The following is a 26,450-nucleotide window of genomic DNA, read 5'->3' as shown; positions in this document are numbered from 1 at the left end:
ATAAATTTTAACAAATTATAGTTAATCTGTCAACGATTTTTTTACTTTATATTTACATTTATTTTAAAATTTTTGCATAGCCAATTTCTTCTTTGTCATCAGACAGTATTATACCAACATAATCATCTTCAAGAAGTTCTACTTGTCTATTTACATCTTTTCTATTTACATAAATATAATCTGTATCATATTTTTCTTCAGATTCTGTATCTAAATATAAAATACATCTCCAAAGACCATTTGGGTGTTCCTCAGTTGGATATTTTTTCTTTAAAGCTCTGATTTTAAAATTTCCTTTAATTGCACTGTTTAAACTAAAAACATTATATGGTGATATTGTAGACATAAATTTAGTCATATTATGTTTTTTCAAATAATCTATTGCATATATAAGAGTCTTGTATTGCAAACTATTACCTGTATAGTCTGTGTCTATAACAGTTGATTTTAGATACAACACCTCATCAGGTCTTGCATCTATTGATGCATCTATTAATAAATCACTCTTTCCATGATCTATTAGCGTAATATATCTTTCACCAACTATTTTTCCTTCTTCATCAAATAGACCTAATATTTTTCCACCCATTTCATAAGGTATAAATATTGTATCTTGAGGCTCTAATGCAAAATTTTTGTTATCACCCATTTCATTTCTAATTTTTTCCATAAACTTATAGAGTTCATCTAATTCATGTGGTTCAATCCATCTTGCACCTAATGTCCTAGGAACTTTAATTCCTTTTTCTTTTTTCATTACATCATAAGTCGTTAAAAACATAATTTCACCTCTTCCGTATATTGTTATGATTATACCCTTAGAGAGGTTCTTTTATCAATATAGAATTTTCAGCTTAATTATTTCCCTTAAAAAAATCTTGTAACTTCGCTAATGCTCTACTTCTATGACTTATTTTATTTTTCTCTTTTGGATCCATTTCTCCAAATGTTTTGTCATATCCATCTGGTATAAATATGCAGTCATATCCAAAATCTCTACTGCCTTTCATTTCTTTTGAAATAGTTCCTTCACATATTCCTTCAAAGACATGTTTTTTATTTTCCTCATCTATATATACTATTACAGTTTTAAAATATGCACTTCTATCTTGTTTATCTTTTAAATTTTCTAATAATTTTTCTCTATTTTTAGCATCATCATGATCGCCTGAGTATCTTGCAGAATGAACTCCTGGTTCTAAATTTAATGCATTTACAAAAAGTCCTGTATCATCAGCTAAAACTCCAAATTTTGTCTTTTCTTTTATAGCTTCTGCCTTTAGAGTTGCATTTCCTTCTAATGTATTTTTATTTTCTTCTACATCAAAATCTTCAAGTCCTATTTCTTTTTTAGATACAATATTTACATTGCTGTCTTCTAATATTTTTTCTATTTCAACAACTTTATTTTTATTATTTGTAGATAATACTATATTTTTTAAGCTTAATTTTTCTTCTTGAAGTTTAAAAATTTCATTAATTCCTATTTCAGCTAAATCTAAAAATTCATTTAATTCACTTCTTGAAAAAGTTTCTCCTTCAGCAGTTCCTTGAATTTCTATAATATTTAAATTATCATCCATTACAATATTCATATCTACATCTGCTGATGAATCTTCTGTATATTTTAAATCTAATAATTTTTCTCCATTAACAGAACCTACACTTATTGCCGCTACTTTATTTTTAATAGGATTTTCTTTTAAACTTCCTTCAATCAAGGCATTTTTAATTGCAAGTGAAAGTGCCATAAAAGCTCCATTTATACTTGCTGTTCTTGTTCCACCATCTGCTGATATTACATCACAGTCTATCCAGATTGTCTTTTCACCTAATTTATTTAAGTCAATACAAGATCTTAAAGCTCTACCTATTAATCTTTGTATTTCTTGAGTTCTACCATCTATTTTTCCTCTTGAAATATCTCTTACTTTTCTATTAGGAGTAGCTCCTGGAAGCATTGAATATTCACATGATAGCCATCCTGAATTTTTTCCTTTTAAAAAGAATGGAACTTTTTCTTCTATCATAGCTGTACAAATAACTTTAGTTTGTCCACATTTAACAAGTACTGATCCATCTGGAATATCAGTATAATCTAGTACAAACTCGGTATATCTCATTTCGTCTTTTCTTCTGTCTTTCCTCATCTAATTCTTCCTTTCAATAAAAAAGAGGTTTTTCAACCTCTTATTCAACATAATTATCTATATAATCTTTTAATCCATTATACAACCCTTGAACTAATTTTTCTTGATATTCTTCATCATTTAAATTATAAACATCATTACTATTAGAAATAAATCCAAGTTCTGCAAGTGCAGAAACCCCTTTAGTCTTTTTAAGAACTATAAGCCTAGAACCATTTTTAACGCCTCTACTTGTTGCATTTGTCTCTTTTATTAATGCATTTTGCAGACAATTTGCCAAATGTTTTTGTTCAACAGTTTTTATTTGAACAACTTCTTCATTAGGATAAAATACCTCTATCCCATTTGGAGTAGAACTTTCTGCTGAGTTTATATGAATAGATAAAAAGATTTCTGCATTTAAATCATTTGCCATACCAGCTCTATCTAATAATTCTACAAACTCATCTTTACTTCTAGTAATATGAGTATCTATTCCATCATCTAATAGCTTATCATAAAGTTTAGTAGAGATTTCTAATGTCAAATCTTTTTCCTTTGTTTTGTCCGCTCCAATTGCACCTGGATCTTTTCCACCATGCCCTGGATCTATTACAATAGTAACAGGACCATCTGATTTTATTTTCTTAGTTATATTTCTTTTTTTCTCTTCTTTTTTCTCTTCTTTAAAATCTATTCCTGCAGACTTAAACTCTTCTTCATTACTATTATTAATAGATTTACTTTCTTCTTTTTCAAATTTAGATTCAAATCTATTATTAGAATTATTAACTATTTCTGTAGTTGTAGATGATGTAGTTACAACTTTTTCTTTTTCATCTTTTTTATAGTCCTCTGTATAAATAGATGCTGTATAAGTTTCTTGATCCCATTTCACTTCATATCCAAAAGTTTCAGATAAAAATCTAAGTGGTACCATAGTTTTAACTTCTCTCTTTGGATTTAAATATACTGCAAATTTAGGAATAGAATTTTCTTCAATATTTGTTTTTTTGCCATCTACATAAACAATATCACTATCAATTTGTAATTTAACTTGTTTGTTTTCCATAGATACTGTCGCACTTCTTGTTTTATTATCCCAATCAACTTTTGCGCCTAAACTTTCTGTAATTTCTCTAATTGGGACAAATGTTCTGCCAGATAGTGTATAAGAATCAAATTTAGTATTTAATTCCTTTTCGTTTATTTCGACAACAACCTTACTTACATTTACATCTTTATTGTCTATTTTTACTTTAAAACTTTCTGCATATACATTTGAGCTTAAAAACATTAATAATATGCTAAAAAAACAAAATAATTTCTTCATTAAATCCTCCACTATACCACTTTGTAAAGTTCATCTGAACCTGGCTCTTCAATTGGATGAATTTCATTATCTTTTTTTACAAAAGCTCCGCTACCTTCTTCAACAACACCAACTTGTGTTATTTTTATATTTTCTTTCTCACAAGCTTTTTTATAATTTATAAAATCATCCTTTGCTACAACCATTATCATACTACCACTAGATATTAGTCTATATAAATTTATATTATAATGATCTGCTATCTTCTTTGTAAAGTCTAACACAGGAATTGATTCAAAATCTACTATAACTTTTTGATTTATTGCATTTGCAGTTTCCCAAATAGCTCCATAAATCCCACCTTCTGTTATATCATGAAGATGTTTTACTCTATAATTTTTTGCGATTAGAGCCTCTTCTAATACAGAAAAACTCTTTGACATATTCTTTAATTTTTTAATATCTTCATCATTAAAAAGACTATTTAATTCATTATATTTTTCATTAAATATAATTGATGTACCTTCAATTCCCACATATTTTGAAATTGCAATTACATCTCCAACTTCAATTTTTTCCCTTTGTGGCAAATGTTCTCTTTTTACCTTACCAATAACAGTAGTTGCAACTACAATTCTATTTACTGCATCTGTTACTTCAGTATGTCCACCAATAATTTCTACATTCAATCTTTCACACTCAGTATTTGCATCTTTTACAATTTCTTCAAGTTCTTCTAAAGTTGCACTTGGCGGAAGTAAAATAGTCATCAAAACTCCTATTGGTTCTGCACACTCACATGCAACATCATTACAAGATACATGTATTGCAAGTTTTCCCAAGTCCTTTGTTGCTCCAGTTATTGGATCTGTAGATAAAACTATTAAATCTCCATTAAAATCTAATACTGATGTATCCATTCCTATATTAGGTCCAGATAAGACTTCATTCCTTCTTTTATTGATATTTTTAAAAACATAATTATTTAAATCATTATTTGATACTTTGCCGATTTCCATTTAATCACCTAACTCTATCTCTAATTTGAAATTCACTATTAAGTCATCTTGAACATTTTTTTCAATTAATCTTGTTTTATATTCAATATCTTTTTTTATATTATCTAAAATATTGATATCGTTTACAATACCTTTTATGTAAATTAACGATTCATTAAACTCATAGTTTGTAACTAAAATATCTTCTTTGTCTAAATTTTCAAAATAAATTACTAAATTTTCAAAGTATTTATTGTTTTTACTTAATTTCTTTAAATTATCATCTTCCTCTTTTAAGCTTTTTAACCTTTTATTTTCAGATATGATTTTTTCAGGATTCATTGTATTTAAGATTTTTTTATTATTATTTATACTTTCATTTAAATAAACAATTTCATTTTCTAGTTTTTTATTTTTATTATTTATATTTTTAAATATTAATACATTAAAAATCACTAAAAATAAAATTATAAATACATATTCTCTCTTAAAAGTATTCTTTTTTATCTTAAATTCAATAAAATTTAATAGTTGTAAATTATCTTTAGGAAAAACTTCAATATCTAAAAAATTCAATTTTATTTCATTATATTTTTCAAGGTCCTCTACTATTTTAACAGAATATAAATTTTCTGTGAAGAAAATCGGCAAATTATATTTATTTATATAAGAATTTATTAAATTAACTTGATTATCTTTAAGATTAATCATTCTATTTCTAAGTTCATTAAAGCTTTTATCTTCTGCTCTATTTTCATTTATTTCTAAAATCTCTAAAAAATCTTCTATATTTAAACTATTTTCATTTATTAAATTTGAAATATCTTCATTAAATATTGTATTAATATAAACTTTTTCAAAATCATTAATTAAAATTATACAGTGAGATATGTTTAAATATATTATTATATTTTCTTTTAATTTACTATTTATATACTCAGTATATGAATATATTCCTATTAAATTTAATTTTAACTTTTTAAATAGATCTATATAATCTATTATTATTTCCTTTGGAAGTAAAATTACTTCTACTTTAATATTTTCTTCATTTTTAATATATTTAAATTTATATTTATAATTTTCTAAATTCAATAGGTATTTATCTTCTATTTCATAAAAAATCATACTATTGATTTCATCATCATTTATAATAGGAAGTTCTAAATTTATATTTAAAATATCTGATGAAATAATATAAATATTTGTATCTATATTATTTTTTATCTTATTCTCCTTTAAAAATTTATTTAAAAGATAAAATAAATAATTTTCATCTAAAATATATCCATTTCTTATTATTGAATGTTCAAGAATTATCTCTTTTTTAAAATCTAGATATTTCATTGTAATTTGCATATCACTTATTAAAATATTTAATTCTCTTTTAAAAAAATCCATCGCTCACCTCTATAAATAGTATAATAATGAAATCAATAAATAGGGACTAAAGGCAATATAATCTTTTTTAGTTTTCTTCTTACTTAAAATTAATACAATAGATACTATAGCTCCTAAGAAAAAGCTCATTCTAAATATTAAAAATACATAATATATATTGTCAAAGAAAAACCCTATTACAAAAGAAAGAATTACATCTCCCATTCCAATAGATTTCGTCAAAATATATAATAAAAGCATAATAAAGAAAAATATTAAAGCATATTTTAAATTATTTATATTTAGATTATTATTATAAATTTTATAAATAAATTCTATTATAAATAACAAAAACATATCTATAATATATATATCTTTTTCTAAAATATCTGAAAAAATTATTAATACTATAATTAACATCTGAAAAAACCTTAAAATATAATTAAAAGACAGTCCATATATATTAAAGATATATAAACTTACTAATCCACAAAGTATTTCATAAAATAAATTATTATAATTAATTTTAACATTACAATTTTTACATTTTCCTTTTAAAATTAGAAAAGATATAATAGGAATATTATAATAATATGGAATTGTATAATTACAGTTTTCACATTTCGATCTACCAAATACATATTTGATATTTTTCGGCCTTCTATATAAAATAACTGCTATAAAAGATCCAAAAATACTTCCTATAAAAAAACTAAATAAATATTCCATATTAATTTACTTCCCTTATTTTTTTACCATCAACTTTTACCATACCTGGTGTCACAGTAATATTTCCATCATCATCTATATTTACTGAAAATTCTTTACCTTCTATTGCAGATTCTATATTTTCTCCATCTAAATAATCTTTTAATTCTTCTTTTACATTTCCTGTATTACCTGTTTCATTATAATAAAGTATAGCTGCATTTTTTAAAGTTTTAACATTTGCATTATGAGCTGATGATTTTGCTGCAAGATTTGCCTTTCCAAATCTAGGAACTGCAATAGTTATAAGTATTGTAATAATCGCAACAACTACGACAAGTTCAATTAAAGTAAATCCTTTTAATTTCTTATTTTTATTTTTCATATATCCTCCTTTTAAATATTTAAGTATACTTAAGTTTATCATATCATAAGTATTTTATTTACTCCAGTAAAGCATATATAAAAAAACACCCTTAAATTTCTCTAAGAGTGTTTTTAATAATCTATTTATTTATGATTTCTAAAAAGTAACATTAATAATTTTATTGAAATATAAAATAATATTAATACTGCAAATACACCTGCTAACCCAAAAATAGATACTTCAACGCCTTGTTGTAATAATTCTGCTTTCATAATAATCCTCCTATCCAAATATTGGAACTAATGCAAGAATTAAACTACCTGCAATTACTGATCCAAGTTGACCTGCAACATTTGCACTCATAGCTTGCATTAATATAAAGTTTGTAGGATCTTCTTCTGTTGCTATTCTTTGGACTACTCTTCCTGCCATAGGAAAAGCTGATATACCTGCTGCCCCAATCATAGGGTTTACTTTTTCTTTTCTAAAGATATTTAATAATTTAGCAAATAATACTCCACCTGCTGTATCAAATATAAATGCAACAAGTCCCATTCCCATTATCATTAAAGTTTTACTATTTAAAAATGCTTCTGCACTCATAGTAGAACCTATTGTAATTCCTAATAATAATGTTACTAAATTTGCCAATTCATTTTGTGCAGATTTAGAAAGTCTTTCTAATACTCCACAAACTCTAACTAAGTTACCAAACATTAAAGCTCCAATTAAAGCTACACTCATAGGAGCAATTATTCCTGCAATTATAGTTATTACTATTGGGAATAATACCTCTACTACCTTTGGAACTTCAACTTGTGTATATTTCATTCTAATTTTTCTTTCTTTTTCAGTCGTAAGTAATTTTATTACTGGAGGCTGAATAATAGGAACTAAAGACATATATGAATAAGCTGCTACTGAAATTGCCCCTAAATAATTTGGTGCAAATTCTTTTGCCACATATATTGATGTAGGTCCATCTGCTGCTCCTATAATACCTATTGCTGCTGCTTCTTTTAGTGAAAATATACCTGTTGATAAAGCAAATAACATAGTAGCAAAAATACCAAATTGAGCTGCAGCTCCAAAGAAAATCATAGACGGACTTGCTATTAAAGGTTTAAAGTCAATCATTGCACCTACAGCTATAAATATTAAAACAGGAAATAACTCTGTTGTTATTCCAGCTTCATATAGTATTGTCAAAAACCCTTCTTGTCCCACTGCAGAAGATAATGGAATATTAGATAATATAGCTCCAAAACCTATTGGTAATAATAATGCTGGTTCATAATCTTTTTTTATAGCAAGATATATTAAAATACCTCCTATAACAAACATAATTAAATTACCATAACTTAAATTTACAATTCCTTGTAACAATCCATCCCATAAATCATTCAAATATATCCCTCCTAAATTTATAATACCTTTCTATTATAAACCACTTACTATGAAATTTGCATGTGTTAATAAGAAAATAGGCATTAACATATCAATTATAAAACCACCTACCATAGGTATTGCAAAGTATGCTTTAGGTGAATCTCTATGATAACGATCTTTAACAGCATTCATACTAGCTATTGCATTTGGAGTAGCACCCATTGCGTATCCAAAAAATCCTGCAACCATCATAGCTGAATCATAATCTTTTCCTGTTGCTCTAAATACTATAAATATATCATAAATAATTAATGCAATAACTTGTACTATTAATATTACAAATAAAGGTCCTGCAATATCTATTAATTTCCAAAGTTCTAATTGCATAATTGTCATTGCTAAAAATATACTTAAAAATACTTCTCCTATTGCTCCAATTTCTCCAACTGGAAGCTCGATTTTTTTAACATCTGCTACATTTCTTACTATTGCAGCTACAATTACAGCTCCTATATAAGCAGGTAATGCTGCATTAGGATTTAGATTTTTAATTGGAATATCTAACCAAGCTTTAACTATTGTTCCAAGTCCCATTACTATAATTAATATAAAAAATGCACTTGTAAATTTAGAAACATTCATTACTTTAATTTCTTCTTCTCCTGTTTCTAAGTTTTCATAATCAATGCTGTCTTTTCCATTTAATTTATCTTGTTTATTAGCTTTATTTACTAAATCATTTTTGTCTATTAAAAATTTAGCTATCGGTCCAGATACTATTCCACCAGCAACAAGTCCAAATACTGCAGCAGATACTGCAATTAATGTTGCATTAGGAAGTCCCAAGGATTCCATTGTTGGTCCATAAGCTGCAGATGATGCTACTCCACCCATTAAAGATATTGCTCCTGCACAAAGTCCCATTAATCCACTTTCACCGAAAGCTTCTGCAATAAACTGACCTAAAAAGTTTTGTCCTACTAAACAAATTATCGAAACAACTGATAGTATTAATATTGCTTTTCCACCTTGTTTTACAACAAGCCAACTTGCAGAAAAACCAATTGTAGCAAAAAATCCAACCATGAAAAAGTCCTTTAGTTCATTTGCAAAGTTAAATGAAAATAATCCAGTTTGTCTTCCAATTAAATGTATTATACAAAATATAAGTCCACCCACTACTGGAGCCGGAATACAAAATCTGTTAAAAAAAGGTACTTTTTTAATTATAAATTTTCCTAATAGAAATACTAAAACACCTAAACATGCTGATTGCAACATATCAAAATTAAATTCGAACATTTTATTTACCCTCCATATAATAATTTTTTAAGTTTTTAATATATCTCCTAGGTTTTAATTTATAAGTACAAAGCATCAAGGATAATATTGTATTTTAAAAACTCAATTTTGTTACAGGGTATATATTCCCAATTTTGATTAGCTTAATCTAAAAAAAATATAAATTTTTTAAATTTATTTTTAAATTTTAAACTCTATTTACTACATCAAACATTGGAACTGATATTGAAATTATTACAAATCCAACAATAAGAGCCAGTACTACTATTGTCAGAGGTTCAAAAAATGTTATAAAATTTTTTTGATAATTTTTAACTTCATAATCATAATACTCATTCATAGTATTTAATATTTTCTTCATAGCAGAAGCTTCCTCTGCAGTTTCAATTAAAGAAATTGCTGTTTTATCAAATAAATTATTGTCTTCTAAACTTTTAGAAAGACTGATGCCATTATTTAGATCCTGTTCAACTTTTAAAAGTTTTTCTTGAAAAATTATATTTTCAAAAGAACTTGCAATTATATTTATTGATTTTGCAACTGTTATATCTGATTCTATTAATAGATGCATCATAGATATGTATTTTTTAGTAATTATCTTTTTATATAATTTAAACTTAAGTTTTATTTTATCAAAAACTCTCTTTCCATTTTCTGTTTTCAAATATAAAAACATAAATATTATAAATAAAAATATAGTAATGTTTATTATTACAAAATAACTATTTAAAAATTCTGCAAATTTAATTAAAAATCTCGTTATAAAAGGTAAAGACTCTCTATTTTCATAAAACATATCTAAAAAAGAAGGCATTATAAAAATAATAAGAAAATTTACTAATATAAAAGAAATTACAATCAATAAAATTGGATAATACATTGCCGATTTAATTTCTCTTTCAAATTTACTTTCACTTCTATAATAATCACTTAAGTTTTTAAAAGTTTTTGGCAAATTAGATGAATTTTCTCCTACTTCCACCATATTTATAATTATTTTTCTAGATTTTAAATATTTTAAAATATCACTTAAATTAGATCCATCTTCTAACATTTCTATAATAAAATCAGCAAAAAGTTTTTCTTTTTTATTTTCATTTTTAGATATTATACTTATAGCATTAGGTAGTGTTATATTTGAAGATGTCAATATATGTAATTTATAAAAAATATCGCCTAACTTTTCTTTTTTTAGTTTTATTTTTTTAATTTTAGTATCTTCAACTATACTTATTTTTATTGGCCTTAAGTGTAAATTTTTCAAATATTTTAAAACTTCTTTTTCACTATTTAACAATATAAATTCTTCTACTATTTCATTATTAGTATTTAAAGCTTTATATTTATATTTCATAAATCCTCCTTTTCAAAAATTTCATATCCTTAAAACTTTAATTATTTATCCTTTTAGTCAATTATACAATACTTTCTTCAAATAATTAAATAAAATACACTAAAAGGCTTTATTTTCATAGTTATTTAAAAAAATAAGGGTATACGGGAAATAAAGAGTGAGGAATATGTTGAGAATTAAAACTAGTTCAAGTATTAATAAAGACGTAGTTACAGCTGGCAAGGATGCTGCTAATAAATTCAAAGATTCTTTACCAGATATGAAAATGGCCTTTGTATATAGCGGGGCTCAATACGAACAAAACAAATTAATTCAGTCAATATCTAAGGAACTACCAAATATACCTTTAATTGGAAATACTTCTTTTACTGGTGTTATTACACCTGAAGGATTTATATCTAGTGATGATGGTTTTGTTGGGATTATGGGTCTTATAGATCCTGATTTAAAAGTAGGTGTTGCTATTTTAGAAGGTGGCGATTCTCCTCGTGATATTGGTAGAAAAGTTGCAGAAATTGCCAAAAAATCTGCTAATATGACTAAATCTCCAGATTTCTTCTATATGGTTGCATCTCCTGGAGAAGAGGAATTTTATCTAAAGGGTATTACTGAAGTTATTGGTAGAGTTCCATTTTTTGGTGGATCTGCTGCTGATAATGAAATTGCGGGAAAATGGAGTTTATTTACAGATGAACTTGTAGTATCTAATGGCGTTGCTGTTGCCTTTTTCTACACAGATTCTGAATTTACTAATGTATTTACTGGTGCTTATAATGAAACTAGTAATGTTGGTATAATAACAGAAATTAAAAATAATAGAACTCTTGTAAAAATCAATGATAAAACCGCAATCGAACAATATAGAGAATGGACTAATGCAACTTATGAAGATACTATAGGCGGAAATTTACTTGCCTATTGTATTAACAAACCTCTTGGTGTAAAAGATAGACTTGGAGATTTAGTAGCTGTTCGTCATCCTATGAATGGAAATGAAGATGGTTCTATGGATATTGGAAATAATTTAGCTATTGGAACTGCTATTATTCAATTAGAATCTACTACTGATGAGTTAATAAATTCTGTAGAGGATACTCTTATCGAACTAAAAAATAGAGTTAATGGTCCAATTGCAGGTCTTCACCTAGTTCATTGCGGAGGTAGAAAGGCAGGAATTGCAGATAGAATAGATGAAGTATATGAAAAAGTAAAAAATACAATTGGAGATATTCCTTTTATTGTTGAATTTACTTTTGGAGAATATGGATATGAAGATGATGGTATTAATACTTGTGGCGGCTTAATGCTATCTTTTACAGCTTTTGGAAAATAAGGAGAATATTTTATGAAAATGATAATTAACGGTAAGAAAGTGGACAGTTTTAGTAAAGAAACTTTTGATGTAATTAATCCATTTAATAATAATCTAATTGATTCTGTACCTAAAGCAAATGCAGAGGATATAGATGAAGCAATTACTAAGGCTGTTATTGCACAAAAAAGTTGGGCAAAAGTTCCAATTTCTGAAAAAGCAAAAATTTTATACAAGTTTTTAGATTTAGTTGAAGAAAATAAAGAAGATTTAGCACAAACTCTTTGTGCTGAAAATGGAAAACCTATTACTGAAGCTAGAGCAGAAATAAACAATGTATTTATTTCCTTTGAAGGCTTTATAGGAAAAGCTAAACACTATTATGGAACAATTATTCCTGCAGGAACTGAAGAAGGACAAGAAAAAAATATACAATTTATTACAAGAGCTCCTATTGGAGTAGTTGTATGTATTATTCCTTTTAACTTCCCTTGTGATTTATTCGACCAAAAAGTAGCACCAGCTTTATTAATGGGAAACTCTGCTTTAGTTCTTCCTTCTTCTGAAAACCCACTTACAGTATTAAAACTATCTTCACTTTTAGTTGATGCAGGTATTCCAGATGGAGTTATCCAATGTATTACTGCACCAGGAAGTGTTAAAGGTAATGCTGTTGCAGATAAAAGAGTTGGTCTTGTTACTTTAACAGGCAGTACAGAAGTTGGTATTCAATCTGCAAAAGTTGCAGCAGAAAATTTAACACATATTGCTCTTGAGCTTGGTGGTAATGATGCTTTTATTGTTCTTGATGATGCAGATGTTGATTTAGCTGCTAAAGAAATTGTATGGGGACGTATGTATAATACAGGACAAGTTTGTTGTGCTAGTAAGAGATTTATAGTTCATAATTCTATAAAAGATGAATTTGTTGAAAAAGTAATTTCTAATATTAAAAAATTAAAATTCGGAGATCCTAGTGAGGAAGATACAGAAATAGCTTGTTTAATTAGTGAAAAAGCTGCTAAAGAAATAGAAAAACAAGTTAATAAGACTGTAGAACAAGGTGGTAAAATAGTCCTTGGCGGAAATAGAAATGGTTCTTGTTATGAACCTACTGTAATAGTTGATATTCCACGTGATGCAGATGTTGCAAAAGATATGGAAATATTTGGACCTGTAATTTCTGTAATTTCTTTTGATGATGATGATGAAGCAGTTGAAATTGCAAATAGTTCAATATATGGACTATCAAGCTGTGTATTTTCTAAAGATCAAAAACGTGCTTATAATATAGCTTCTCAAATGGAAGCTGGAGGAGTTGTAATTAATGGAGCAAGTTTCTTCCGTTCTTTCGAGATGCCTTTTGGTGGTTGGAAACACAGTGGAATTGGAACTGAAGGAGTATATTCCACTTTTGAAGAAATGACTTTATCAAAAACAATAGTATTAAAGGATATTGTATCTTAAGTTTTATAATTAAAAAGTAAAAGCACTTTGTTTAAAAGTGCTTTTATTTTATTCATTTATAGTAATAATATTTTTATAAATTTCATTTAAAGAAGTTTCTCCATTTAATAATAGTTTTTTAAGTTCCTCTTTTAATGGAACCATTCCTGAATCTAAAGCTATTTTATTTAATTCATCTAATGATTTATTTTTATTAATAGCTTCTTTTAGTTTTTGATTTAAAATTAATATTTCAAAAACAGCAATTCTTCCTAAATATCCTTTTTTACACTTTTCACATCCAACAGGTTTATAAAAAGTTAACTCCTCATTATATATATCTACATACTCTACTACTTTTTTCTTACAAGTACATAATTTTCTAACTAGTCTTTGCGATATTATTCCCATAAGCCCTGCTGAAATCAAATAATTTTCAATGCCCATATCTTGAAGCCTTATTATAGTAGATGGACAGTCTGATGTGTGAAGAGTACTAAATATCATTCTTCCTGTAATAGATGCTCTAAAGGCTGTTCTTGCAGCTTGTGCATTCCTTATTTCACCAATCATTATTTTATCTGGATCAAGTCTTAATATTGCCTCTAATCCCTTTTCAAAGGTAAATCCTGATTTCTCATCAATATTTATTTGATTAATTCCAGATATTTTATACTCAACAGGATCTTCTATAGTCATAATATTAATATCTTCACTTTTTATATCTTCTAATAGAGTATATATAGTTGAAGATTTTCCACATCCAGTAGGACCTACTGAAAGGATTATTCCACTTGGCTGATTTATTAATTTATTTACCTTTTCTAAATTATTTCCAAAAAGCCCTATCCCCTCTTTAGTGTATTCAATTTTTAATTTGTCTAATATTCTAAGAACAATTTTTTCATTAAAAACTGTAGGAGTAGTTGCAACTCTTATATCTATACTTTCATTTTTAAATTTATATGTAAATCTACTATCTTGTGGAATATTTTTTATAGTATAATCTAAATTCGAAAGAATTTTAATTCTTGAAATTAATCTTTGATGATGTGTATTTTTTAATTTACATAAATTATTTAAAACACCATCTGTTCTAACTCTAACTACTACATCATCATTTGATCCTTCAAAATGTATATCTGAACTATTTGTTAAAATAGCATATTCAATTATATAATCTATTAATTTTACTAATAACAAATCATCTTTTTTAATATTATTTTCAATTTTTTCTATAATTTTTGCAATATCACTTGCCTTTTCTCTTATTAATATTAATGATTTTAATTTTTTAAATTCCTCATTATCTACTTTTAAAATATTGGTATTTTGACTATATAAATAAATTTCTTCAATATTTACATCTTCTTTTATTATTAATTTATCTAATATTTCTTCATTATAAATAGGAATTATTCCTTTTTCTATTATTTCCTCTCTATTTATTAAATTCTTATTTAAATTCATCTCTCCTCCTAATGAAATCCTTTTCCTGGAATATTAAATAAAAGAAACCCTTTTAGGATTTCTTTTGTTTTTTATTCCTTTGTTTTTTCTCTATATCCACAGTTATTATTACTACACTTTACATAGCTTCCACGTCTGTTTTCAACAACTGTAAGTATCGCATCACATTCAGGACAATTTTTATCTATTGGTTTATTCCAAGTAACAAAGTCGCATTCTGGATAATTTGAGCATCCGTAAAACTTTCTTCCCTTTTTACTTCTTTTTACTACAACTTCTCCAGTTTTACATTTTGGACATTTAAGTCCTATTTTTTCTATTAAAGGTTTTGCATTTTTACATTCAGGAAAACCAGGACATGCTAAAAACTTACCATATCTTCCCATTTTTATAACCATATTTCTTCCACATTTTTCACAAATAACATCAGTTTCTTCATCTCTGATTTCAACTTTTACAATGTTTTTTTCTGCTATTTCAAGATCATGTGCAAGTTGTTTATAGAAAACTCTTAATAATTCTTTCCAGAACAAATCTCCATCAGCTACTTTATCAAGCTCTGATTCCAAATGAGCTGTAAATTCTTCATTTACTAAATCCGAAAAATTCTCAGATAAAATTTCATTTACAGTTATACCAAGTTCTGTTGGTACAAGTCTTTTTTCTTCTTGAACTACATAATATCTTGATAATAATGTACTTATTGTAGGAGCATAAGTAGATGGTCTTCCTACACCGATTTCTTCTAATAGCTTTATTAATGAAGCTTCATTATATCTAGCAGGTGGTTGAGTAAAATGTTGATTTTTTTCAATTTTATTTACTTTTAATATATCATCTACTAAAAGGTCTGGTAATATACTATCTTTTTCAATTGAATAATCATAAACCTTTAAAAATCCTTCAAAGGCAATTTGTGAACCTGATGATTTAAATATTTCAGTATTTGATAATATGTTTAAACTTAATGTATTGTATATTGCAGATTCCATTTGTGAAGCTACAAATCTCTTCCAAATTAAATTATATAATTTAAACTCATCTCTTGAAAGAGAATCTTTTATACTATTTGGAGTTCTAAATACATTTGTAGGTCTAACACACTCATGGGCATCTTGAACATTATCATTTTTCTTTACTTTAGTTCTTGGATGCATATAATCTTTTCCAAAGTTATCTTCTATAAATGAAAGACATGCACCTAGTGCTTCTTTTGAAATTCTAGTAGAGTCAGTTCTCATATAAGTTATTAAACCAACAGAACCTTCTTTTGGAATATCTATACCTTCATATAAACTTTGAGCAATCATCATAGTCTTTCTAGTTGAAAAGTTTAATTTTTTTGAAGCCTCTTGTTGCATAGTTGAAGTTGTAAAAGGTAAGTAAGGATTTTTTTTCTTAGTTCCCTCTTTAATATCAAAAACCTTGAAATTTTCTTCATCTATTCTAGATAAAACTTCATCTGTTTCTTTTTCATTTTTTAATTCTACTTTTTTTACTTTTCCATTTTCTAAAGTTCCATAATATTTTGCATCAAAACTTTTTCTACTTTTCTTTAAATTTGCTTCTATTGTCCAGTATTCTTCAGGTATAAACTCTTCTATTAAATGTTCTCTATCACAGATTATTTTAAGTACTACTGATTGAACACGTCCTGCTGATAGTCCATTTTTAACTTTTTTCCAAAGTAGTGGACTTATTTTATATCCAACAAGTCTATCAAGCATTCTTCTTGCCTGTTGTGCATCTACTAGATCCATATCAATAGCTCTAGGGTTTTTAATTTGTTTTTTTACTGTATCTTTTGTAATTTCATTAAAAGTTACTCTAAGAGCATCATTTGGATCTATTCCAAGTATATGACTTAGATGCCAAGATATAGCTTCTCCCTCTCTATCAGGGTCAGTTGCAAGAAATATTTTTTTGGATTTCTTTGCATCTTTTTTAAGTTCTTTTATTAAAGGACCTTTTCCTCTTATATTTATATAATGCGGTTCAAAGTCATTTTCCACATCTATCCCAAGTTTACTCTTAGGTAAATCTCTAATATGTCCAACAGATGCTACTACTTTATAATTACTTCCAAGCATCTTTTTTATAGTTTTAGCTTTAGTGGGTGACTCCACTATTACCAGATTATTTGCCAAAGTTACACTTCCTTATATGTTTTTTATATAAAAATCTTTATTATTATTGCTTTCAATTAATTCTTTTAACTCTAAAATCGTAAGTAGACTATTTGTATAAGATATATCAAATTTAGAATTTATACAAATATTATTTATATCATTTGTACCAGATAATATTAAATTATAAATAATTTTCTCATCATCTGTTAAGTTATTCATAATTTCTTCAGACTGTTCTTTCTTAAAATTATCCTTTATTGACTCTATTGAATAAAGTAAATCATCTATTGATAAAAAAGGTATTGCTCCATCTCTTATTAGCATATTTGTACCTTCGCTATACACAGAATTAATATTACCAGGAACTGCAAATATTTCACGTCCTTGCTCAGCTGCACATTTTGCAGTAATAAGAGAACCACTTTTATCTTTTGCTTCTATTACTATAGTCCCAAGACTAAGTCCTGAAATAATTCTATTTCTCTCTGGAAAATGATAGGGCATAGATTTTGTCCCTAGTGGATATTCACTAAGAACTGCTCCTTTTTCAATTATATTCATATATAAATTAGAGTTTTTTATAGGATATACAACATCTACTCCATTTCCCAAAACGGCAATAGTTCGATTATTGTTGTCAAGAGATCTCTTATGAGCTAGTGAATCTATCCCATATGCCATACCACTTATAATAGTTACATTTAATTTGGAAAGCTCATCAACTATATATCTTACTACAGCACTTCCATAATTAGTATGTTTTCTTGATCCAACTATTGAAATAGAAAGATTGTCCTTAGTAGTAATATCTCCTCTAAAATATATAACTCTTGGAAAATTTTCAATATATTTTAATCTTTGAGGATAATTACAGTCCTTATAAGTTATAACATTTATTTTATTTTTACAAGTTCTTTCATAAAGATTTTTATATAATTCATTATTTTTTTCTAAATTATTTAGCTTTTCAAAGGAAGATTTACTTATCTTATCTTCAAATAAACTAATATACTTCTTCTCTAAAATGTCCTTAGTTTCTAAGTTTTCCTCTTTTATTATATTCTCAATTTTAGCTATTTGAGTATTTCTTATCCCTATTGAATTTAGATAGATTAACATATTACTATAATCAAACATTTTAAACTCCCCAATACTTAGAATCTAAACTTCTATATCGAATAGCTTCTAATATATGAGCTTCGTTAATATTTTCTTTTCCATCTAAATCAGCAATAGTTCTAGATACTTTTAAAACTTTATTATAGGTTCTTGCAGAAAATTTATATTTATTAAAAGCTATATCCATTATATTTTGACATTTTTCAGATAATTTACAATATTTTGCAATTTCATTATCTTTAATATCAGAGTTTGTAAAAGTATTACTATTTTTAAATCTTTCTTTTTGAATATTTCTTGCTTTTAAAACTCTTTCTTTAATGCTACTAGAGGATTCCTCTTTAATTTCTTTTGAAATTTCTTCATATTTAACAGCACTAATTTCTATATGAATATCTATTCTATCAAGAAGAGGATGTGAAATTTTTGATAAATATCTATTTATAGAATTCATTGTGCAAGTACAATCATGATTTTCAGATCCATAATATCCACAAGGACAAGGATTCATACTTGCAAGAAACATAAATTTTGCAGGATAAGATAATGTTGCATTTGCTCTTGCTATATTTATTTTCTTATCTTCTAAAGGCTGTCTTAAAACTTCTAAAACGTTTTTTGAAAACTCTGGAAGTTCATCTAAAAATAATACACCATTGTGAGCAAGAGAAATTTCTCCAGGTTTTGGAATACGTCCTCCACCTATTAAAGATACTGCTGAAGCAGTATGATGAGGAGACCTAAAAGGAGGAATTGTCACCAATGTATTATTCTCAAGAAGTCCTGCAATACTGTATATTTTTGTAACCTCAATCGCCTCTTCAAAATCAAGACTTGGAAGAATTGTAGGAAATCTTTTTGCTGCCATTGACTTCCCACTTCCTGGAACTCCAATCATAAGTAAATTATGCATTCCTGCTGCTGAAACCTCTAAAGCTCTTTTTAGAAATCGTTGTCCCTTTATATCAGAAAAATCTATATCATAATCAATTTCTTCATTTATATATTCTCCTGTATATTTTTCTATATTACTATTTCCTCGAAGAAAGTCAATAGTTTCTGACAAAGTTTTTACAGGATATATTAAAACATCAGATATAACTGCACATTCAACTTTGTTTTTTTCTGGAACTATAAATTTTTTAAATCCTTTTTCCCTAAGAGAAATTATCATGGGAAGAGCTCCTTTAATAGAGTTTATACTTCCATCTAGAGATAATTCTCCAAGTATTATGTATTCATCTTCTTTAAAATCAATTATTCCATTAGCACTAAGTATTGCAATGGCAATTCCAAGATCCATTTGTGATCCATCTTTTTGAAGATTTGCAGGAGCAAGATTTATTGTAATTCTCTTTAGTGGAAATTCAAATCCACTATTTTTAATTGCAGCTCTCACCCTTTCAATAGATTCTTTAATTGCGGCATCAGGAAGTCCTACTATAAGAAACTTTGGAAGACCATTACTAAGATCTGCCTCTATATTTACAATATCTCCATCAAGGCCTTGTAACGTACAAGTATTAATACAAGAATACAATTTAGCACCTCCTATGAAATATAAAAAGCATTCTCTATATGATTTATTTCATTTTTATTTAAATATACTTCTATTACATCATATCTAAATTGAATATCACTAAAATTATTTTTTGATATATAAACTAAAGAAGTATTATAGATTTTTTCAATCTTTACATTATTTACAGCTTCTCTTGGATATCCGTATTTATTAGAATTTCTACTTTTAACTTCAATAAATATAATAATATCATCTTTTTTAGCAATAATATCTATCTCACCATATAAATTTCTATAATTATTTTCTAAAATCTCATAATTTTTCTCTCTTAAATATTTTTCTGCTAATAACTCCCCTATATTTCCAACTTCTTTATTGTTCAATAAATCACCTATTATTTAATATTTTTTAAATTAACCTAATAATATAATACACTATAAAAAATTTTTTTCAAAATAAAAGGCACTAATATCTTAGTACCTTGTATTTTTTTATAAAATCTACCATTCTTTTCTGTTTTTTAAAAAACTAAGTCTATGCATTTCTGATGGTCCATAGGCTTTTATTGCATCTCTATGAAGTTTAGTTCCATATCCCTTATGCTTTTCTATACCATAATTTTCATATCTTTTAGCCCATTTTTGACAAAGTCTATCACGATATACTTTTGCAACAATAGATGCACAAGATATAGTGTAGCATTTATCATCACCTTTAATTATTGGAACTTGTTCTATATCTGTATTAATAGTTTCAGCGTCTATTAACAAAATATCAGGAACTATTTTATTGCCATCTGAATCTCTTAAGTTTTCAATAGCTCTTAACATTGCAAGATGAGTTGCCTCTTTAATATTTATTTGATCAATTATTTCAGGTTCAACTCGTCCTATACCTATTGCAACTGATTCATTTAATATTTCCTCATAAAACCTCTCTCTTTTTTTCTCAGAAAGTTTTTTAGAATCTTTTATTCCATCAATATGTTCTTCATCTACTGGCATAATTATAGCACAAGCTAAGACATCTCCAAAAAGAGCGCCCCTTCCAACTTCATCAATTCCAGCTATAAATTTATATCCTTTTTCACTATATTGCTCCTCAAAATTTTCGTGCATTATAATCTCTCCAATGTTATCTTTCCAAGAGTTCCTTTTCTAAATTCATCAAGAACTATATTAGCCACTTTTGTATAATCAATTTCATTTCCTCTTAATTTTGCTCCTCTTTTTAATCCTATTTCTTCCATTATTTCAATTGGAGCTTTATTATTAGATTCAATTTTATATCTACTTTCTAAAATTTTAGGATCTAAATTATCTAAAAGTTCAATTAACTTTAAACAAAGTGTTTCTGTGTCTAATATTTCATCTTTAATAGCACCTGTAAAAGCAAGATTAAGCCCTATATTTTTATCTTCAAATTTAGGCCATAATACTCCTGGAGTATCTAAAAGATGTAATTTAGGATTTAATTTAATCCATTGATTAGATGTAGTTATTCCTGGTCTATTTCCAACTCTTGCTGATTTTCTCTTTGAAATTCCATTTATAAAAGTAGATTTACCAGAGTTTGGAATTCCAACTATCATTGCTCTTAAAGGACCATGATTTACACCTTTTTCCTTAAATCTATTTATTTCTTCATCCATTAATTTTAAAGACTCTTTAATAATTAAATTTGAATTTGGATTTGCTGCTGAATAAAGTATTGCATTATTATTTTCTGTACTTAATTTTTCAATCCATTTTTTATTTTGTTCATCTTCTGAAAGATCAGATTTATTCAATAAAATAAGTCTTTTTTTATTTTTCAACACATCATTTAATAATGGATTTCTACTTGCAATAGGAATTCTCGCATCTACTATTTCTATTACAAAATCAACTAACTTTAATTTTTTCTCTATTTCTTCTATGGTCTTTTTCATATGACCTGGGTACCAATTTATATTCAATATATCACCTTGTTTCTTATTATTTCTAAAACTTCTTTAGTTGCACCATCTTCATTATTATTATACTTAGAAATTATATCTGCACTTTTTTTAACATCACAAATTGCATTTTTCATTGCTATTCCAACTTTTGAATTTTTAATCATTAAAATATCATTAGAATCATCACCTATTGTAATAGTTTCATCTGAATAAATATTGTTTAATTCTAAATATCTTTTTAAGCCATGCCATTTATCGCCAGTCTTTTGCAAAACCTCTAAAATATAAAGTCCCTTAGTCTTTACTTCTAGTAAATGAATATTGAAATTTTTACTGTATTTTTTTTCAATAATTTTTTTAAACTCTAATAAATCACTATATTCTCCTGCAAAAACAATAGAAAGAATAGAACTATCTACATTATTTAAGTTATCTAGATATAATGCTCTATCTCCAAAGCCCTCTGGGTAAGTTCTAACATGCTTAGAAGCATCTTTTTTAATCGTTGCTATATCATATCCATCTTCATAGCTATTTATGTGAAATAAAGGATATATATTCTTATTATTACAATTTGAAACTATATCTAAGGCAAAATCTTTTTTAATTTCATTTATATATAAAATTTCATCACTAATAGAGTTTCTTATAATATTTCCATTATTTGAAATAATATCTATATTAATATCTTTATCTTTAAAAAACTTATTAGCAGATCTATATCCTCTACCAGTTATAATAACTGGAGTAATAATTTTACTATCTAATAATTCATATAAATTTTCATAGGATTTATTACTTATTTCTTTACTATCTGTAAGTAATGTCCCATCTAAATCAAATCCAACTAATTTATACACTATCTCACCACCTAAAATAATATCATAATAAACTTTATTTTTACAATAGTTCTATATATTAAAAAAAGCATCTTTTCAGATGCTTTTAATTATTGATTTTTTTCATATGGCTTACCACTTGCTGCTGGAGCTCTTACACCTTTTACAAAAGCTACTAAAACAACTATTGTAATAATATATGGAAGCATAGCAAGTAAATTAGGATCTACTTGTACTCCTATATTACCAAGTGTTACTGATAATCCTTGAGCTGCTCCAAATAATAAACAAGCAAATAATGCACCTTGTGGTTTCCAACCACCAAATATCATAGCTGCAAGAGCTATATATCCTTGTCCAGAGATAAGTGTTTCTCTGAAATTTGATACTATAGCAAGACTCATACTTGCTCCACCAAGTCCTGCTAAAAATCCTGATGTTAAAACACATATATATTTTATTTTATATACATTTACACCAAGTGTTTCCGCTGCTTTTGGATGTTCTCCTACTGCTCTAATTCTAAGTCCTAGTTTTGTTTTGTATAGTACAAACCACATTACAAAAACAAGTATAAGAGCAATATATACAACTATATATTGTTGAAAAACTATTTTAAAACCATTTAAAAATGGATAAGCTGCAACTCTTTCTCTTGTAAAAAATCCCTTAAATAGTTGAGGAAGTTTGTTGTCAAAAGGAATTGGCTTAGTCATAGCAGCACCTTCAAAGAATAATCTAGATAAGAAAAGTGCCATACCAGGACCAATTAAATTTATTGCAATACCTGAAACTATATGATCAGCTGCAAAATTTATAGTTGCTATTGCATGAAGAAGTGCAAGGGCCATTCCCGCAAGTCCACCGCATAAGAATGCAAACCATGGGTTTCCCGTATAAAAACCAACTGTTGCACCTACAAGAGCTCCTAAAGTCATCATTCCTTCAAGACCTATATTTACAACACCACCATTTTCACTAATTACTCCACCAAGAGCTGCATATATAAGAGGTGCAGAATATAAAAGAGTTGTACTTATTATTCCCAAAATATTATTCATCTTTTGCACCATCCTTTTTCTTATTTCTTGATACTTTATCATAAATCAAATCTAAAATTCTAGGCATAGCAATAAATAAAATTATTACACCTATTACAATATTTATTATTTCAGAGTATGTTCCAAGGATTGTAAGTTTTCCTCCACCATACATAAGTCCTGCATATAAAAGTCCTGCTAATATACATCCAAGAGGATTATTTCCTGCAATTAATGAAACTGCCATTCCATCAAATCCATATCCTTCTTGTGTAGCCATCATACCAATATTTCCAGCAACACCTAATACAGTTATAGCTCCTGCAAGTCCTGATAATGCTCCTGCTATAGTCATAGAAATAATTTGATTTCTTTTAATATCTATACCTGCATATTCAGCAGCATCTTTATTAAATCCAACAGCTTTTAGTTGATATCCTAAAGTTGTCTTTTTTAATATATACCAAATAAGAAATGCCATAGCTATTGCTATAATAAATCCCCAGTTTACATTAGGTCTTAAAAACTGTTTTAAAAAAGCATGCTCTTTTAAAAATGCAAGTCCCTCTTTTGAAACTTTCCATTCTTTTAATATTTCAATACTTGCAGTTGGTCTTATTGTAAAAGAGTTATCACTTGCAGGTTTTCTTAAAAATGAAAAGCTTAATAAATAATTGCTTAGATAAAAACCTATCCAGTTCATCATTATTGATGAAATAACTTCATTTACATTAAATCTACTTTTTAAAAACCCTACAATACCTCCCCAGATTCCTCCACAAAGTGCACCAGCTAAAAGTGCTACTATTGGATGAATTATAGGTGGTAATTCTAGTAGATAACCTGCTAAAATTGCTCCTATTGATCCTACTATATATTGTCCTTCTGCTCCTATATTAAAAAGCCCTGTATTAAATGCAAAGGCTACTGATATACCTGTTAATATTATTGGAACTGCATTTATCATTGTCCAAGCTATATAACTTGGTTTACCAAAGATTCCTTTAAAAATTACTTTATAAGCTTCTATTGGACTAGTTCCACTTATTTTTAGAATTATTGATCCAAAAATAAGACCGAATAAAATAGAAATAAAGGTATAAAAGAACCTACTTTTCCCCTTAGATTTCACTATCTCTACCTCCTGCCATAAGTAGTCCTATCTCTCTTTCATTTGTATCTTTTCTTTTCATTGTCTTAACTATCTTACCTTCATAAATTACAGAAATTCTGTCTGATAGTTTTAAAATTTCATCAAGTTCAAAAGAAATTAAAAGTACAGCTTTTCCTTTATTTCTTTGTTCAACTAAATATTTATGAACATACTCAATAGCACCAACATCAAGTCCTCTTGTTGGTTGAGCTGCAATTAATAAATCTGGATTATTAGTAATTTCTCTCGCAATAATTACTTTTTGTTGATTTCCACCAGATAAATCTCCTGCAAGATAGTTTATATTTCTAGGTCTAATATCAAATTTTTCAGAAAGTTCTTCTGCAAATTTATCTATATTGTCTTTTTTAAGAATTCCCCTTTTTGAAAATTCATCTTTATTGAAGTTTTCTAGTATTAAGTTTTCAGCAATTGTAAACTCAAGTACAAGTCCTCTTCTTTGTCTATCCTCTGGAATATTATTTAATCCTGATTCTTGAATTTCTTTTGGAGTTTTATTTGTAATATCTACCCCATTCATAGTAATATTTCCAGATTCAGTATGTCTTAAACCAGTAATAGCTTCTAATAACTCTGATTGACCATTTCCATCAACACCAGCAATACCTAGAATTTCACCAGCTTTTACTTCTAGATTTAGTCCATTTACTTTATTGATTTTTCTAATGTCTTTTACAACTAAATCTTTAATATCTAGTGTTGTATCTCCTGGTTCTTGCTCTTTTTTAGTTACTTTAAGTTCTACTTGTCTACCAACCATCATATCTGCAAGATCAGATTCACTGACCTTAGACACATCAACAGTTTCAATTTTTTCACCACGACGAATAATAGTACATCTATTAGCCATTGCCTTAATCTCTTTTAGTTTATGAGTTATTATTATAATAGTCTTACCTTGTTCTGCAAGACCTCTTATTATATTAATAAGTTCATCAATTTCTTGTGGTGTTAGCACTGCTGTTGGCTCATCAAAAATAAGTATATCAGCTCCACGATATAAAGCCTTTAAGATTTCCACTCTTTGTTGCATACCTACAGAAATATTTTCAACCTTTTCGTCTAAGTCAATTTTTAGCCCATACTTTTCTGAAATATCTAAAACATTTTTTCGTGCAGCTTTAATATTGATTACTCCACCACTTTTAGTAGGTTCCATTCCTAATATTATATTTTCTACTACTGTAAATGGTTCCACTAACATAAAATGTTGATGTACCATTCCAAGTCCACAGTCTATTGCGTCATTAGGATCTTTTATATCTTTTTTTTCACCATTTATAAAAATTTCTCCTTCAGTAGGAGTATATAGTCCATATAAAATATTCATTAGTGTGGATTTACCCGCACCATTTTCCCCTAAAAGCGCGTGAATTTCGCCCTGTTTTACATCTAAATCAATGTTACTATTGGCTGTGAAGTCTCCAAACTTTTTTGTAATATTTTTCATTTCAACTGCCAGTTTAGTACTTTCCATTCCGCTCACTTTCTCATCTCCCTTTCTCAAATTCTATTATACTA

24 protein-coding genes are annotated in these 26,450 nt (G+C 27.0%); 2 read left to right on the top strand and 22 right to left on the bottom strand.

The features are described from left to right. Positions 1-58 precede the first annotated feature (58 nt). The 11 genes from J2Z71_RS03455 to J2Z71_RS03410 all read right to left on the bottom strand — a co-directional run bounded on the left by J2Z71_RS03455 (position 59) and on the right by J2Z71_RS03410 (position 10,939). Positions 59-781 (bottom strand): hypothetical protein, encoded by a 723-nt coding sequence (locus tag J2Z71_RS03455; RefSeq protein WP_210060461.1) that lies wholly within the window; start codon positions 779-781, stop codon positions 59-61. Positions 782-854: 73 nt separating this feature from the next. Next, positions 855-2,150 (bottom strand): ribonuclease PH, encoded by a 1,296-nt coding sequence (gene rph / locus J2Z71_RS08985; RefSeq protein WP_210060460.1) that lies wholly within the window; start codon positions 2,148-2,150, stop codon positions 855-857. A 40-nt stretch (positions 2,151-2,190) separates the two neighbouring features. Further along, positions 2,191-3,462 (bottom strand): N-acetylmuramoyl-L-alanine amidase, encoded by a 1,272-nt coding sequence (locus J2Z71_RS03445; protein ID WP_210060459.1) that lies wholly within the window; start codon positions 3,460-3,462, stop codon positions 2,191-2,193. An 11-nt stretch (positions 3,463-3,473) separates the two neighbouring features. Then, entirely contained in the window at positions 3,474-4,460 is a 987-nt protein-coding gene (locus J2Z71_RS03440; protein WP_210060458.1) for an AIR synthase family protein, read from the bottom strand. Beyond that, the gene (locus J2Z71_RS03435; protein WP_210060457.1) at positions 4,461-5,840 is read right to left on the bottom strand and encodes a type IV pilus biogenesis protein PilM; all 1,380 of its coding nucleotides are present in this window, start codon (positions 5,838-5,840) and stop codon (positions 4,461-4,463) included. Positions 5,841-5,849: 9 nt separating this feature from the next. Further along, positions 5,850-6,548, bottom strand: coding sequence for a prepilin peptidase (locus J2Z71_RS03430; RefSeq protein WP_210060456.1), 699 nt, complete (start codon positions 6,546-6,548; stop codon positions 5,850-5,852). A 1-nt stretch (position 6,549) separates the two neighbouring features. Further along, positions 6,550-6,912, bottom strand: coding sequence for a prepilin-type N-terminal cleavage/methylation domain-containing protein (locus J2Z71_RS03425; protein ID WP_210060455.1), 363 nt, complete (start codon positions 6,910-6,912; stop codon positions 6,550-6,552). Positions 6,913-7,037: 125 nt separating this feature from the next. Next, on the bottom strand, positions 7,038-7,166 hold the full coding sequence (locus J2Z71_RS08980; protein WP_280954004.1) for an OadG-related small transporter subunit: 129 nt from the start codon (positions 7,164-7,166) through the stop codon (positions 7,038-7,040). A gap of 10 nt (positions 7,167-7,176) precedes the next feature. Continuing rightward, positions 7,177-8,238, bottom strand: a complete 1,062-nt coding sequence (locus tag J2Z71_RS03420) for a sodium ion-translocating decarboxylase subunit beta (RefSeq protein ID WP_210060521.1) — start codon at positions 8,236-8,238, stop codon at positions 7,177-7,179. A 96-nt stretch (positions 8,239-8,334) separates the two neighbouring features. Beyond that, the gene (locus tag J2Z71_RS03415) at positions 8,335-9,585 is read right to left on the bottom strand and encodes a sodium/glutamate symporter (protein WP_210060454.1); all 1,251 of its coding nucleotides are present in this window, start codon (positions 9,583-9,585) and stop codon (positions 8,335-8,337) included. 187 nt (positions 9,586-9,772) lie between these two features. Then, the gene (locus J2Z71_RS03410; protein WP_210060453.1) at positions 9,773-10,939 is read right to left on the bottom strand and encodes a type II secretion system F family protein; all 1,167 of its coding nucleotides are present in this window, start codon (positions 10,937-10,939) and stop codon (positions 9,773-9,775) included. A 166-nt stretch (positions 10,940-11,105) separates the two neighbouring features. Between J2Z71_RS03410 and J2Z71_RS03405 the strand changes: the two genes are divergently transcribed. Both J2Z71_RS03405 and J2Z71_RS03400 read left to right on the top strand, forming a co-directional pair. Beyond that, positions 11,106-12,272, top strand: coding sequence for an FIST signal transduction protein (locus tag J2Z71_RS03405; RefSeq protein ID WP_210060452.1), 1,167 nt, complete (start codon positions 11,106-11,108; stop codon positions 12,270-12,272). 12 nt (positions 12,273-12,284) lie between these two features. Then, positions 12,285-13,718: an aldehyde dehydrogenase family protein gene (locus J2Z71_RS03400; protein WP_210060451.1), complete on the top strand. Its 1,434-nt coding sequence runs from the start codon at positions 12,285-12,287 to the stop codon at positions 13,716-13,718. A 48-nt stretch (positions 13,719-13,766) separates the two neighbouring features. Here J2Z71_RS03400 and J2Z71_RS03395 read toward each other — a convergent pair whose 3' ends face one another. The 11 genes from J2Z71_RS03395 to J2Z71_RS03345 form a co-directional block, all read right to left on the bottom strand. After that, positions 13,767-15,167 carry a GspE/PulE family protein gene (locus J2Z71_RS03395; protein WP_210060450.1) on the bottom strand — a complete coding sequence of 467 codons (1,401 nt, stop codon included), beginning with the start codon at positions 15,165-15,167 and terminating at the stop codon, positions 13,767-13,769. Positions 15,168-15,238: 71 nt separating this feature from the next. Beyond that, on the bottom strand, positions 15,239-17,314 hold the full coding sequence (gene topA, locus J2Z71_RS03390; protein ID WP_210060449.1) for a type I DNA topoisomerase: 2,076 nt from the start codon (positions 17,312-17,314) through the stop codon (positions 15,239-15,241). A 12-nt stretch (positions 17,315-17,326) separates the two neighbouring features. Next, the gene (gene dprA, locus J2Z71_RS03385) at positions 17,327-18,433 is read right to left on the bottom strand and encodes a DNA-processing protein DprA (protein ID WP_210060448.1); all 1,107 of its coding nucleotides are present in this window, start codon (positions 18,431-18,433) and stop codon (positions 17,327-17,329) included. A 1-nt stretch (position 18,434) separates the two neighbouring features. Continuing rightward, positions 18,435-19,955: a YifB family Mg chelatase-like AAA ATPase gene (locus J2Z71_RS03380; protein WP_210060447.1), complete on the bottom strand. Its 1,521-nt coding sequence runs from the start codon at positions 19,953-19,955 to the stop codon at positions 18,435-18,437. 11 nt (positions 19,956-19,966) lie between these two features. Continuing rightward, positions 19,967-20,320, bottom strand: a complete 354-nt coding sequence (locus J2Z71_RS03375) for a YraN family protein (RefSeq protein WP_210060446.1) — start codon at positions 20,318-20,320, stop codon at positions 19,967-19,969. A gap of 117 nt (positions 20,321-20,437) precedes the next feature. Continuing rightward, positions 20,438-21,055 carry a ribonuclease HII gene (locus tag J2Z71_RS03370; protein ID WP_210060445.1) on the bottom strand — a complete coding sequence of 206 codons (618 nt, stop codon included), beginning with the start codon at positions 21,053-21,055 and terminating at the stop codon, positions 20,438-20,440. Continuing rightward, positions 21,055-21,894 carry a ribosome biogenesis GTPase YlqF gene (gene ylqF / locus J2Z71_RS03365; RefSeq protein WP_210060444.1) on the bottom strand — a complete coding sequence of 280 codons (840 nt, stop codon included), beginning with the start codon at positions 21,892-21,894 and terminating at the stop codon, positions 21,055-21,057. The genes J2Z71_RS03370 and ylqF overlap by 1 nt, the downstream gene beginning before the upstream one ends. Then, a complete protein-coding gene (locus tag J2Z71_RS03360; protein ID WP_210060443.1) occupies positions 21,891-22,736 on the bottom strand; it encodes an HAD-IIB family hydrolase in 846 nt (281 codons plus the stop codon). Before J2Z71_RS03360 ends, ylqF begins: the two co-directional genes overlap by 4 nt. A gap of 89 nt (positions 22,737-22,825) precedes the next feature. Further along, positions 22,826-23,776, bottom strand: a complete 951-nt coding sequence (locus tag J2Z71_RS03355; protein ID WP_210060442.1) for an ABC transporter permease — start codon at positions 23,774-23,776, stop codon at positions 22,826-22,828. Continuing rightward, the gene (locus tag J2Z71_RS03350) at positions 23,769-24,887 is read right to left on the bottom strand and encodes an ABC transporter permease (RefSeq protein ID WP_210060441.1); all 1,119 of its coding nucleotides are present in this window, start codon (positions 24,885-24,887) and stop codon (positions 23,769-23,771) included. The genes J2Z71_RS03355 and J2Z71_RS03350 overlap by 8 nt, the downstream gene beginning before the upstream one ends. Further along, on the bottom strand, positions 24,877-26,406 hold the full coding sequence (locus J2Z71_RS03345) for an ABC transporter ATP-binding protein (protein WP_210060520.1): 1,530 nt from the start codon (positions 26,404-26,406) through the stop codon (positions 24,877-24,879). The genes J2Z71_RS03350 and J2Z71_RS03345 overlap by 11 nt, the downstream gene beginning before the upstream one ends. Between the last annotated feature and the right edge of the window lie 44 nt (positions 26,407-26,450).

Origin of the sequence: Peptoniphilus stercorisuis (assembly GCF_017874395.1) — a bacterium.
Taxonomy (GTDB): domain Bacteria; phylum Bacillota; class Clostridia; order Tissierellales; family Peptoniphilaceae; genus Anaerosphaera; species Anaerosphaera stercorisuis.
The sequence above is the reverse complement of the archived record's forward strand: the minus strand, read 5'-3'. Positions and strand labels throughout refer to the sequence as shown.